10 protein-coding genes are annotated in these 13,405 nt (G+C 57.3%); 4 read left to right on the forward strand and 6 right to left on the reverse strand.

The window, feature by feature from the left end:
- The 6 genes from B2344_RS02745 to B2344_RS02770 form a co-directional block, all read right to left on the reverse strand.
- Positions 1–969 (reverse strand): HupE/UreJ family protein (locus B2344_RS02745; protein WP_290484614.1); only part of this gene is annotated, 969 nt, incomplete at its 3' end.
- 94 nt (positions 970–1,063) lie between these two features.
- The gene (locus B2344_RS02750; protein ID WP_290484615.1) at positions 1,064–3,748 is read right to left on the reverse strand and encodes a TonB-dependent receptor; all 2,685 of its coding nucleotides are present in this window, start codon (positions 3,746–3,748) and stop codon (positions 1,064–1,066) included.
- Positions 3,749–4,375: 627 nt separating this feature from the next.
- Positions 4,376–5,389: a M56 family metallopeptidase gene (locus tag B2344_RS02755; RefSeq protein WP_290484616.1), complete on the reverse strand. Its 1,014-nt coding sequence runs from the start codon at positions 5,387–5,389 to the stop codon at positions 4,376–4,378.
- Positions 5,379–5,801, reverse strand: coding sequence for a BlaI/MecI/CopY family transcriptional regulator (locus tag B2344_RS02760; RefSeq protein ID WP_290483341.1), 423 nt, complete (start codon positions 5,799–5,801; stop codon positions 5,379–5,381). Before B2344_RS02760 ends, B2344_RS02755 begins: the two co-directional genes overlap by 11 nt.
- A 207-nt stretch (positions 5,802–6,008) precedes the next feature.
- The gene (locus B2344_RS02765) at positions 6,009–6,701 is read right to left on the reverse strand and encodes a GntR family transcriptional regulator (RefSeq protein ID WP_206993086.1); all 693 of its coding nucleotides are present in this window, start codon (positions 6,699–6,701) and stop codon (positions 6,009–6,011) included.
- Positions 6,698–8,068 carry a formimidoylglutamate deiminase gene (locus B2344_RS02770; protein ID WP_290484617.1) on the reverse strand — a complete coding sequence of 457 codons (1,371 nt, stop codon included), beginning with the start codon at positions 8,066–8,068 and terminating at the stop codon, positions 6,698–6,700. The genes B2344_RS02765 and B2344_RS02770 overlap by 4 nt, the downstream gene beginning before the upstream one ends.
- Before the next feature lie 66 nt (positions 8,069–8,134).
- Here B2344_RS02770 and hutI point away from each other — a divergent pair, with 66 nt between their 5' ends.
- From hutI to hutU, 4 genes are read left to right on the forward strand one after another with little or no spacing between them, the layout of a single operon-like run.
- Entirely contained in the window at positions 8,135–9,349 is a 1,215-nt protein-coding gene (gene hutI, locus B2344_RS02775; protein WP_290483339.1) for an imidazolonepropionase, read from the forward strand.
- The gene (gene hutH / locus B2344_RS02780; RefSeq protein ID WP_290483338.1) at positions 9,349–10,884 is read left to right on the forward strand and encodes a histidine ammonia-lyase; all 1,536 of its coding nucleotides are present in this window, start codon (positions 9,349–9,351) and stop codon (positions 10,882–10,884) included. The genes hutI and hutH overlap by 1 nt, the downstream gene beginning before the upstream one ends.
- Entirely contained in the window at positions 10,881–11,672 is a 792-nt protein-coding gene (hutG, locus tag B2344_RS02785; protein ID WP_290483337.1) for an N-formylglutamate deformylase, read from the forward strand. Before hutH ends, hutG begins: the two co-directional genes overlap by 4 nt.
- A gap of 17 nt (positions 11,673–11,689) precedes the next feature.
- Positions 11,690–13,357 carry a urocanate hydratase gene (hutU, locus tag B2344_RS02790; RefSeq protein ID WP_290484618.1) on the forward strand — a complete coding sequence of 556 codons (1,668 nt, stop codon included), beginning with the start codon at positions 11,690–11,692 and terminating at the stop codon, positions 13,355–13,357.
- Positions 13,358–13,405: the final 48 nt, after the last annotated feature.

Raw genomic sequence — 13,405 nt, forward strand, 5'->3', positions numbered from 1 at the left:
GATGATCTCCACATTGTTCGCCAGCTGAATGTATTCAGGCGAAGTCGGTGTCGCCCCAACCGTCATGGCTGGCTTCACCTCTCCGGGCATGAAATGCGACCCGTCAGCCGCATGTGAATGACCATGCGCCTCGTCACTCGTCTGCTCGGACGCCGCAGGTTTTGCGAAATCTGTGCTGGGCGAAGGGGACGCTGCCGGAGCTGTGGTCTGTCCCATCGATCCCATTTCGAGATGGGCATGGATGTGATCGTCCCGGCTTATCGGATAGTCTTCCTGCATGGTCGTATGGAACAAGCCGTGGGTCTGCATCAGGAACAGGGCAAAGCCAGCAAATATGAGGCCTGCATTGATGAAAACACTCGCAGATCCGAAATGCCTTGTGCGCCGCAACAGGTTCAGAGCGATCCACATCACGATAAGCGCAGCGATCTGACCGAATTCCACGCCCACATTGAATGACAGAATGTGCATCAGCAGGCCGGAATCTTCCCGGATGGGCAGCTGCTGAAGCCGCGTCGACAGGCCAAACCCGTGAATCAGGCCGAACAGCACAACCATGAACAAGAGATTGGGTGACTTTGTCCCGAAGACTTTCGGGAAACCATCAAGGTTTTCAAACCCCTTGTAGATAACTGTCAGAGCAATGATTGCATCGATCAAGAAGTAATTGGCCGTAATGCCCAGATATGTGGCGGAAATCAGTGTGATTGTATGGCCGATCGTGAAGGCTGTCACGAAGCGGAGTATTGAGGAAAAACTTGTCAGGAAGAACATGACTCCAAACAGGAAGAGCAGATGATCATACCCGGTGATCATGTGTTCGGCGCCCAGGATGAGATATTGCAGATCTCCCCCTTCAAGCATTCTGCGACGTGCTTCCTCCGAAATACCATGTGCATGGGCGACGGGCGAAAGCAGGACCAATGATGCGATGAGCGCGGTAACTGCCTTCATTCGCGTGAGCAACATCTCAAACTCCAATATGATATATGTGACTGGGGAGGGTGGCGAGTTGCCGGCTCGAGGGAGGGGGCGCCCCTCAAACCGGCAACTGCCTGAGCACCTAGTCCAGGACCCAGGTTGCACGCGCGTAGAAATATCGCCCGAGCAAGGAATAGGTCATGGTATCGGTATTTCCGTCCGACCAAGATCTGACGTAGGGGGCCTTCTTGTCGAACAGATTGTCAACACCAGCGCTCAATTTCAGGTTTTCTGTAAGCTGGTATCCACTTTGGACATTGTGGTAGAGAACAGCATCAATATCAGTACCGATGGCTCCGGGCGCACCATAATAGTCCGTTGCTGAACCAATCAGCTGCGCATTATAGGTTCCATGCCATGGGCCGGAACTGGCCGACCAGGACCCGGTCGCACGCCAGGATGGATAGCCACCATCACAACAGCCTACACCGCCATCATAAACAAAGGGCGTGTCCCCATCAAATGCGGTAACTTCGTACTTCATCAGATGTGTGGCTTGAACTTCCACGGAGTGCTTGATGTTGCCAGTCGCGAAATCATAGCTGGCGCTGATATCGATGCCCTGCATGACTTCGTCACCGGTATTGGCGCTCTGCGCAGACAGGAAGTCGATGTCTCCGGTCAGGGCATTACGCGTATGGTGCGTGGGTCCGCAGAATGGATGGGACAGGCCGACTGATGTGTAGCAGGAGGCGAGTTTCGTGGATCCGGATGTCTGCCGAATGGCATCCTGAATGTCGATGTCGAAATAATCGAGCGTGATGGACAGTCCAGGGACGAAACTAGGCTGGTATACAGCACCAACTGTGAATGTGGCAGCGTCCTCCGGTTCAAGGTTCGGGTTGCCCCCCTGATCGGTCAGAATGGCTGACCCGAGCTGGGTGTAGCCTACCGGCACGCCGGCAGCTTGACAGTTCTGATAAACCGCACTGGACGAATCCATTGTCGCCCAGTTGGAACAGGGGTCGGCTGTCGGGATCTGACCTTCGCTCACGCCGGAAAACAGTTCCGTGACGCTTGGAACCCGAAAGGCAGTTGAATAGGTGCCGCGGAGTTTGAAGTCCTGCACCAATTGCCAGTTTAGTCCGACCTTGTAGTTTTCATCCGAACCGAACAGATCGTAATCGGAATATCGCACAGCCAGATCAAGATCTACCGCTTGGGCGAGTGGAAGGTCGCGCACCAGCGGCACATTGACCTCTGCATAGAGCTCCTGGGCTTCGATCGAGCCGCTGACCGGATCCTGCGCATTGCCGAGCGCATCCCCCGCGACCAGCAGGGAATCTGGCTCAAGCCAGCCCTTGTCTTCACGATACTCGAACCCCGCAGCGAAACCCACAGGTCCGGCAGGCAGGTCAAACAGCGCGCCCGAGATATTGCCGGTGAAGCTGATCTGCTCATTCCCGCCAGTGTCGCGCTGATTGATCAGGATATAATCTCCCACTTCTGAAGTCAGGTCGCCCTCACCCAGAATATCCGCACAAGGAATTCCATTCATTCCACACAGCGTGGGATCCAGCGTCTCGGCCAGGCGGCGCGTATTTATATTGTTCTTCAACGCATCAACAGCAGTGTTTCGGCCCCAGTTGAGAGACAGATCGTAATTCCAGCCATCCCATAAATCGCCTTCGACACCGGCGACGAGTCTCCAGGTCGAAACATCCTGCTCGAACTGTCTGGAACCGAATTCGGCGGTCCGGCGCCGCAGGAGAATGATGTCTTCACCGGTCGGATTTGTCGGATGCGATGCATCAAACGAAATATTGCTCAAGGTTGCCGGAGATCCTGGCTGGTTCGACGTTCGCCAGTTGAACAAGGCTTCACTGAAGAAGCGCGTCGAATCATTGAGGTCATACTTTCCGATGGCCGCAAAGCTGACGCGTTCGACAGGATTCGACGCATTGAAGAAGGGATTGGAATTAAACCCATGCGCGGCAAGGCTGAAAGGCTCATAGGCGTCGCCACCAATGAAATTGATCTGATCGCCATTCGGCAATACGGCGCGGCCACCCGCCGTGCTCGAACTTCCTGAGGTGCATTCGAGATCCCCGTCCCCATCCAGGTCGGCCAACGCACAGGGCGCTCGCACATCCAGGGGCGCGGCAAGATTGTTCTGATAACTCGCATTGAACATCAGGCTGCCGCGATCATTGGTGACGCCCCAGGTCATGTCGACCAGATATTCTTCAGCGTCCCCCTCATCCGAAATGCCGAACTTGGTATCGAGTCTGAACCCGTCAAATTCATCTTTCGTGATCAGGTTGACAACGCCGGACACAGCATCCGCGCCATAGACTGCTGATGCGCCGTCCTTGAGGACTTCCACCCGTTCGAGGAGCGACACGGGGATCATGTTCAGGTCTACAGAGCTGTTTGCCCCTGAACCACCCGCGACAACCCGTCGGCCATTCAGCAATACGAGCGTCCGGTTAGGACCGAGACCGCGCAGATTGACCTGCGCCGTTCCCCAGCCTCCCGACACCCAGTAGGCAGCATTGGCATTACCGGCAAAACCCGCCGAAAACGACTGAGTCTGCAGAAGCTCTTCCACATTTGTGATACCAGTTGCGTATATTTCCTGCTCATCAAGAACAGCCAGCGGCCCCACACTCGTCAGATCACTGCGTTGAATACGGCTTCCCGTTACCACAACTTTTTCCTGGGTCGCGACCTCCTCCTGGCTGGCAGGGACCATGTCGACCTCCTGCCCGGACGCGGCCGCCGCAACGATGAACGAGACGCCCAAAGTCATTGCTGTTGTCACCATGAGTTTATTTGCAAACCCCCTGGCACTCCCCGAACCATTCACTTTCATTTCACCACTCCTATGGTTGCATACATTGCTACCCGAGCAGTCTCGGGACCAATGACAGTTAGACTAAATCCGAGGCATGCCATTGATCTTCGGCGCCACCGCCAAGGATTTGATCAACCTCGAACAAAAAACCGACGCACGATCGGTTTTTTGCGTAAATTGCAGGCGCAGATAAACCTCGACACCCGAACGCATCTGGACTGACTCTACAGTCCCCTGATGAATTTAATCGACTCAACTGGCACTCCCCCTCGGTTAGCGTGCAGAAATCCGCTGTATTCAGTCTGTAAGCCACCAACAAGCTTGAGGATGGCCTCACTCCCGCACCAACACCACTTCCAAAACTTCACAAGAAGCCTTTCGAAGAACTGTACTGTTATTGTCAAAAATAGCAGCGTCAACATTTTTTTGACCGAGCAATTGCTATTATGCGTGCACATAACAAATTTTGGGCGCTGTCTGCCAACTCATGAAGACTTACGCTGAAAGCATGCGGCCGGGCCTTGCCGCCTTATTTCAAGAGGTCGATAATGGAATCCTGAAATTCTGCCTCAAAAACTCGGTTGCGCCTTGAATTTATCAGTTAAACGCGAGCATCAAGACCTGTTCGAGACCATGATGAACCGGTTCTGCAACTATGAAGGACACGATGACCGCATAGCAAACAAGCCGCTCAACAAGCACAGCCCCACTATCACGCATCGGTAAAGGGGACTGAACCAACCAACTGATCCGACGCTCCAGGGATTGCCCAAGCACGGAAAAAACACTCAAGGATGCCGTTTCTGGCTCGCATGAGCGCTTTTGCTGCCGCAACCGGCCCAGCGTTATGAGGGCCTCTGCCACCGCCAATCGATCACCGCATTGGCTGGCGGCATATCGATCACATTCATATTCAACCGCAATCAGAAATTCGTCGGCGAGACCGCGCCTTGCACTGGGAAAGAATGGTAAGGTCAGGACCTGAAGCGCGAACAGCGATAGGGCATCCGCGCGCCGCGCATGAGCGCGTTCATGATCAAGGACAATCCGGGCCTGCTCGGGAACAATGCTTGCGAGCAAGCCTTCGCTTACGAAAATCCGCCGCCGTACTATGCCAACGCAAAATGCGGAAATGGTCCGGGATTTGACAACCCAGGCCCCCAGTTCCGGATCATACCGGCTCCAGGTTTCCAGATCTCGAATGACTCGGCCATGCAGGCGCATGCGGTGCACAAAAATAAGGACAATGGGCATCGTAAGAAGCGCCAGCACGGCCAGAAAACCGAGAACAGCGAGCCGCGTCAGCAACATAGGTTCATGTGGGCGGCAAGAGGTCACCATCATTTCGTAATGACAATGCGTGGGCATACTGTTGAACCCGGCAGATGTCGGCACTGCCGCGCAAGAGACAAACAAGGCCAGGCTGACCACGAAGGGAACCGACGCATAGCCGAAGATCGCGCGCCCATATTGTCGGGGACTGAGCTGAGAAAGATGCCGGTGAAACCGGGGCCATACGGCGCTTTGGACGGCACCGATGATGAGAGCGGCAAGCAAGGCCGCAAAAAACGCGATTCCGAGATTGGTCAGGAAGGTGGCATTACCCATCATCTTCTCCTCGCCTTGCGTCGTTCTGCTCCTGTCGTTTCTCCTTGATCAGACGTTCGAGCGTATCAAGCGCAGCATTGTCGGACTCTGCCGCATGGTCGAGAAATGCCAGCAGATAGTCATCGCGGGAATTCTCGGACAACGTCTTCAGAACATCATCCATCACACGGGTGACGACTTGAGACTGGCTTACGGACGCCTCGTAGAGGAAAGCATGGCTGACCTTGTGACGCGACAACAATCCCTTTTTGAAGAGACGGTCCATCGCCGACTGGAATGTGTTGCAGGACTGCCCGCCCTTGCGCCCCAGGTCATGGTGAACCGTCTTGACCTCGGCCGGTCCGCGCTTCCAGAGATATTGCAGAATGGAGATCTCAAGAGGGCCTAGGGCAATTTTGCGGGTACGCACCGACATTGAGGGGTCCTTCTGGCCTGGAATGTTCATTCGATTTGGCGTCAGCCTAGAGAGGTCTCGACAAACCCGCAATGGTCACATGCCGACCCGCCGCCCTCGCTATGCCCAGGCAGGATCGTCGCACGTACAGATGCCGGGATTCTGATCATTTCCTGCAACAAAACCGGTCAGAGCATGCCCTGTTCCCCGATGCCGGGCCTACCAGCGTTAAAGACGCGAATACAATTGATACCCTTCGCGATAGAAAAGCTTCATCGTCGTGACGAATTCCCCCGCGAGCGACGTGGTACGGTCGATGACAAACAGCGCATCCCCCTCCTTGCACTCCAGCGCGCTTGCGACATCCTTGCCAGCCGCGACGGCACTGAACGACACATCGCCACTGGAAAACGGAACGGTCTGAACCAGCCACTCATTTGCGCTGACCTCGTCGAAAGGCGCGCTCCTCATCTGGGGCACAACTTTCAGATTGACCCAGCGCGCTTCATACGCAAACGGTCGGCCATCGGCCAGATGCACCGTGTCCAGCTGTAACGCCTTGGTTCCCTTTTCCAAGCCAAGCCGCGTACGAACTGACAAGGGCGGCACTTTTTCGACCTTGCGCAGGACCTGATGGCGATAATGCCCGCCAAATGCTTCCACCTGCTCACGCACGATTGGAATGTCGAACCTAGCTTGTCGGACAGGCATGTTGCAGACCCGCGTTCCTCCTTTCCGCTTGCGAACGACAAGACCTTCATCTGCGAGCCCCTGCAGCGCGCGATTGATCGTTGTGCGGGCACACCCGTATTCTTCGGCGAGGGACGCCTCGCCCGGGATCAGATCCCCGAGCCCCCACTCCCCCTTCTGAATCCGCTCGAGAATGGATTGGCGAATGATTTGGTGCGTCATCTTGGTCATAGTCTCCCCCTCAATCGGACATTCAGCTCGGAATATGCCGCCTGTATCTCGTGGCGGTTCACATGAGCCCCGTCCCTGACCATATGCCGCCCCGCCGACCAGACATGAGTAACAATGTCATCCGTGCCCGCAAAAATCCATGCGTCAAGGATTGCGTCCTCCCGCAAGGCACCCAGGACAGGTGAATTGAGGTCGAGCGCGATAAAATCTGCCAGGGCGCCGACTTCAATCCGCCCCGCATTCCGCCCGAGGGCGCGCGCCGATCCTCGCGCGGCGCGTTCGTACAGATACCGTCCATTCGACAATGTCTGGTCATCTGTGAGAATCGATCGCTTACCATCCCGAAGCCTCTGCGAGACCTCGAGCATCCGAAGCTCCTCGGTGAGACCAATCCTGACATTCGAATCCGAACCAATCCCAATCATTCCACCCGCGCCCAGAAAGCGATGCCCATCAAAGATTCCGTCCCCGAGATTGGCCTCGGTAATCGGGCAAATCCCAGCCACCGCCCCGGACCTGGCCAGAGCCAGCGTCTCCTCCGGCTCCATCTGTGTGGCATGGATCAGGCACCAGCGCGCATCGACGGGCATATGATCGAGAAGCCAGCGTACGGGTCGGGAGCCCAGAATTTCGACCACTTCCCTCACCTCGCCGATCTGTTCTGCGGCATGTATATGGATTGGCCCGATCGGGGAGAGGCTGAGCGCCAACTCCAAGCCTTCTGATGACACGGCGCGTAGCGAATGCGGCGCCACACCGAGTTTGAAGTCGTCCGGCATGCCCCCGAGCCGCGCCGCGAGAGATTCATAAAGGTCCGAAAATTGCTGGAGATCGCAGCCAAACCGTGTTTGCCCCCCCTCCAGCGGGCGCCCATCAAGCCCGCCCTGCATGTAAAGAACCGGAAGATGAGTATAGCCGATGCCGGTGAGCTCGGCGGCCTTGAAATGCCTCAGGGACGTCTCGTCGAGTTGGTCGTAAATCTTGCCGCCGGGCGCATGATGAAGATAATGGAATTCTGCCTGCGCCGCATAACCCGCCTCCATCATTTCCATCTGGACTTGAGCCGCGATGACTTCGATGTCATCAGGAGAAAGAAGCTCCAGAAACCGGTACATGACCTGACGCCAGGTCCAGAAATCATCGATTGCTGTCGGTCCGCGACGCTCAGCCAGCCCGGCCATGGCCCTCTGGAAACTGTGACTGTGAACGTTGCCCATGGCTGGCAGAAGAACGCCTACGGAATGGTCGCACTGACCATCATTTGGCGCAATGTCGACCACATATCCTTCGGCGTCGATACTGATCTTGGCATCATGCAGCCACCCTCTGGCGGACAGCATCTGACTGGCAGAAATTTCGATGGTCATCTTGTCTTGCACGCCCTTTTATTATGTGTGTACATATAAATATGTTGCTGCCATAAGACAAGAGCGATGACACGACCCACCCTGTTCACCGATTGCACTGTTGCCACCATGGAATCCGGTCGGCCGAGTTACGGACTGATCGAGGATGCCGCGATTCTCCAACGCGACGGCCTGATCGAATGGGTCGGCCGCTCTGGCGCGGTCCCAGGCAAACGAAGCGAAATGGCAGAGCAATCCTTGCAGGGCCGACTCGTGACGCCTGCGCTTATTGATTGTCACACGCATCTGGTCTTCGGCGGCAATCGCGCGAAGGAATTCGAACAGCGTCTTCAGGGGGTGAGCTATGAAGAGATTGCCAGAAGCGGCGGCGGCATAAACTCCACGGTCGAATCGACCCGCACTGCCAGCTTTGAGGCACTGGTGTCCGCATCCCTGCGACGCCTTGATGACCTGATCAGCGACGGGGTTGCCGTCGTGGAAGTGAAGTCGGGATACGGGCTCACCATAGAAGACGAGATTCGCATGCTCCGGGTGGCCAGAAAGCTCGAAGCGTTGCGGCCCGTGAAAATCGTCACGACCTGGCTGGCCGCGCATGCCCTCCCTCCAGCTTTCAAGAACCGGCCTGATGATTATATCGACGAGGTTGCCATTCCGGGATTGGTCCGCGCCGCAGAGGAAGGCCTGGTCGATGCGGTAGACGGGTTTTGTGAAACAATCGGCTTTTCCCCGGCTCAGATCGAGCGCGTCTTTCAGGCTGCAGCTTCACTCGGACTGCCTGTGAAGCTGCATGCCGAACAGATTTCAGATCTGAAAGGCGCCTTGCTGGCGGCGCGGTATTCGGCCCTTTCGGCGGATCATCTCGAATTCCTGTCAGAGACGGATGTTCCGGAATTTGCCCGCGCCGGAACCGTGGCTGTCCTCCTGCCCGGCGCCTTCTATACGCTCCGGGAAACGAAGCTGCCGCCCATCGCCGCCCTTCGCAAGCATGGGGTCGACATAGCCATCGCGACCGACTGCAATCCAGGCAGCTCTCCCCTGTCCTCGCTTCTTGCTGCGATGAACATGGCCTGTATCCAATTCTCCCTGACTCCTGAAGAGGCACTGGCCGGCACGACCCGGAACGCCGCAAAGGCGCTCGGACTGGCAGGGATGTATGGTGAAATCACGCAAGGGGCCAAGACCGAACTGGCCGTCTGGGACGTCGCGCACCCCGCCGACCTTTCCTACTGGATCGGCCGCAGCCCGCTCCATATGCGTCTCTCGAACAGGAATTATATGTGATGGTTCAATTTGAGCCCGGCAAGGTGTCACTCGATGATCTGGAGTCCCTCTACAGGCACTCCACCCATTTCCAGATTCATCCCGGCGCCTATCCCCGGATTGCCGACTCTGTGGGGACGCTCTCCCGGCGGATTGGGGAGGGCGAGACAATTTACGGCGTGAATACAGGCTTTGGCAAGCTGGCTTCCGTCAGGATCAATGGGGACAGCCTGGCCCTGTTGCAGAAGAATCTCGTCCGCTCGCACGCAGCCGGCATTGGCGAGCCTTTGCCGGCGAATATCGTCCGTCTGATGATGGCGCTGAAATGCATTTCGCTTGCCCGAGGCGCCTCCGGCGTTCGCGTCGAACTGGTCGACCGGATCCAGCAAGTCTACAGCGCGGACATCATACCGGTTATTCCCGCACAAGGGTCTGTCGGGGCATCGGGTGATCTGGCGCCGCTCGCCCATATGGCCGCTGCCCTGATAGGGGAAGGCGACGTCTTTTATCAGGGTGAAAGGATACCAGCCGGTCGGGCATTGCAAATGGCCGGCATCGCGTCCTTCGAGCTTCAGGCCAAGGAAGGTCTTGCGCTTCTCAACGGCACCCAGGCGTCTACCGCGCTCGCGCTCGCTGGCCTGTTCGGTGCCTGGCGACTGGCCCTCTGTTCTCTGACAACTGCCGCGCTTTCAATCGATGCCGCCATGGGTTCAAGCGCCCCCTTCCATGATGAGATCCATCAATTGCGCGGCCATCGCGGCCAGATCGACAGTGCGCGGCGGCTACGCGAACTTCTTGCCGGCTCAGAAATTCGCGAAAGTCATCTGACCGGCGATGAGCGCGTTCAGGATCCTTATTGCCTGAGATGTGCCCCCCAAGTCATCGGCGCCTGCCTGGACCAGCTCCGCCAGGTCGCGGCTACCCTGAAAATCGAGGCGAATGCCGCGACGGACAATCCGCTCGTCCTGTCTGATGGCGACATCGTTTCCGGCGGCAATTTCCACGCAGAGCCCGTGGCACTTGCTGCAGACCAGACGGCCATCGCCATAGCGGAAATCGGCAGCATCGCCCAGCGCCGAATTGCCATGCTTGTGGATCCCAGCCTCAGCTTTGGGCTTCCTGCATTTCTTGCGCTCGATCCCGGCCTCAAATCGGGCTTGATGATCGCGGAGGTCACATCAGCCGCCTTGATGAGCGAAAATAAGGCGATGTCGAATCCCCGTTCCGTCGACTCCACACCGACCTCCGCCAATCAGGAAGACCATGTGTCCATGGCCTGCCATGCGGCGCGCCGATTGCTTGAAATGAACGAAAATCTGGCGGGGATACTCGGCATTGAAGCGCTATGCGGCGCACAAGGCGTTGAGTTTCGCACGCCGCTTGCGACAAGCCCCAGCCTCCAGCATGCAATCCGAACAATCCGCAATCACGCAGCCCCCTTCGATGATGAGCGGATGATCAGCCCCGATATCGAGGCGATGAAGACGCTTGTCCTGTCTGGCGATGCGCTCTGCGACGTCCAGCAAGGCGTTACAGCGATAGAGATGACGCCATGACTCCGGTAACAATTGTTCAGGGTCAGGGGCCCGTCATTCTGGGCCAGCCGCATTCAGGGACCTATGTTCCCGAACCAATTTTCCAGGCCCTGAATGACACAGGTCGTCGGCTGCTCGACACCGACTGGCACATTCCGCGATTGTATGACGGCCTTCTGGCCGACGCCACAATCGTGCGTGCGAATTTCAGTCGCTATGTGATAGACGCCAATCGTCCGCCTGACGGTGCCTCTCTGTATCCCGGTCAGAACAGCACAGGTCTTGTGCCGACTTTCACGTTCGACGGCCAATCTATCTGGCAGACCGCGCCCACGGATGACGAGGTCGCAGACCGAATCAATGACTACCACCGTCCATACCACACTGCGCTCAGTGTGCAGATCGAAAGGATCAAGGCACTGCATGGCTTCGCTGTATTGTATGACTGCCATTCAATTCGGTCGAAAATCTCGTTCCTGTTCGACGATCGCCTTCCGGATCTGAATGTCGGTGACAATAATGGCACCACTTGCGCGCCCGTCCTGACCCGGGCTGTCGCGGACATTTGCGCCAGCACGTCTCACTACACGCATGTTGTCAATGGCCGCTTCAAAGGGGGCTGGACCACGCGCCAGTATGGCAAGCCGGCAGAGGGGGTGCACGCCATTCAGATGGAGCTCGCGCAGCGCTGCTACCTCACCTCCGAAACACCTCCTTTCGACTATTCCATCCCCCGGGCCGACAAGTTTCGGTCCCTGCTTCAGTCAATCCTGATCACCGTCTCCACCACGGCTCAGGCATCGCTTTAATGGAGAATACCTTGGACATGACGCTGAAAAACCGACGCGATATTGCCAGCCCGACCGGGTCGGACCTGACTTGCCGGTCCTGGACCACTGAAGCGCCCTTCCGAATGCTACAGAACAATCTCGATCGTAATGTCGCAGAAAACCCGGACGAGCTTGTTGTATACGGAGGCATTGGCCGCGCAGCGCGGACCTGGAAGGACTTCGATCAGATTCTGGAAACGCTCAAGACGCTGCAGGAGGATGAGACCCTGCTCGTCCAGTCCGGAAAGCCGGTTGGAGTCTTCCGCACACATGGCGACGCGCCCAGGGTTCTCATCGCCAACTCGAATCTCGTTCCAAAGTGGGCAAACTGGGAACACTTCAATGAGCTCGATAAGAAAGGGCTCATGATGTACGGTCAGATGACAGCGGGGTCATGGATATATATCGGCACGCAGGGCATCGTTCAGGGCACCTACGAGACATTCGTGGAAGCTGGCCGGCAACATTATGATGGAAACCTCAAAGGCCGCTGGATCCTGACGGGCGGCCTCGGCGGCATGGGCGGTGCCCAGCCACTAGCGGCCGTCATGGCGGGGGCTTGCTGTCTCGCAGTTGAATGTGATCCCGACCACATAGATTTCCGGTTGCGCACCAAGTATCTTGACGAAAAGACGGATAGTCTGGATGAGGCCCTCGCGCTGATCGAGACATGGACCAAATCTGGTGAGGCCAAGTCCGTGGGCTTGTGCGGCAATGCAGCTGATATCTTTCCTGAACTCGTAAAGCGGGGCATCCGCCCGGACCTTGTCACAGACCAGACGTCCGCCCATGATCCGGTCAATGGCTACCTGCCTTCCGGATGGTCGCTGTCCGAGTGGAAACAAAAGCAGGTCGCCGATCCAGAGGCAGTGAAGCAGGCTGCATGCATATCGATGAAGGTACAGGTTCAGGCGATGCTGGACTTCTGGCATCAGGGCGTGCCCACACTCGACTATGGCAACAACATCCGTCAGGTCGCCTTCGATGAAGGCCTCGAGAACGCGTTCGATTTTCCCGGATTTGTCCCGGCCTATATCCGGCCGCTCTTTTGCAGGGGGGTCGGTCCGTTCCGCTGGGTTGCCCTGTCAGGCGACCCGGAGGACATCTACAAGACAGACCAGAAGGTCAAGGAACTGCTTCCTGACGACCACAACCTGCATCGATGGTTGGATATGGCTCGCGAACGCATCGCGTTTCAGGGTCTGCCTGCCCGCATCTGCTGGGTCGGCCTCGGCGACCGGGACCGCCTTGGTCTGGCCTTCAATGAAATGGTTGCCAATGGCGAACTGAAGGCCCCGGTGGTCATCGGCCGCGATCATCTCGACAGCGGGTCCGTGGCCAGTCCCAATCGCGAGACCGAGGCGATGCGCGACGGCTCAAGCGCCGTCTCTGACTGGCCGCTGCTCAATGCCCTTCTCAATACGGCATCCGGTGCGACCTGGGTCAGCCTGCATCATGGCGGCGGCGTCGGCATGGGCTATTCTCAACATGCTGGCATGGTCATCGTCGCGGACGGAACCGAAGATGCGGCCCGCCGGATTGGGCGAGTACTCTGGAACGACCCGGCCACCGGGGTCATGCGCCATGCAGATGCAGGGTATGACGACGCGATTGACTGCGCCCGTGAGAGACAGCTCAACCTGCCCGGCATTCTTGCGCGTTGATCGAAGCGAAGCACGCCTTCTCCCTCTACTACACCTAGCTCAGGACGG

The organism is Hyphomonas sp. UBA3195 (assembly GCF_002366485.1).
In the GTDB taxonomy this organism is placed as follows: domain Bacteria; phylum Pseudomonadota; class Alphaproteobacteria; order Caulobacterales; family Hyphomonadaceae; genus Hyphomonas.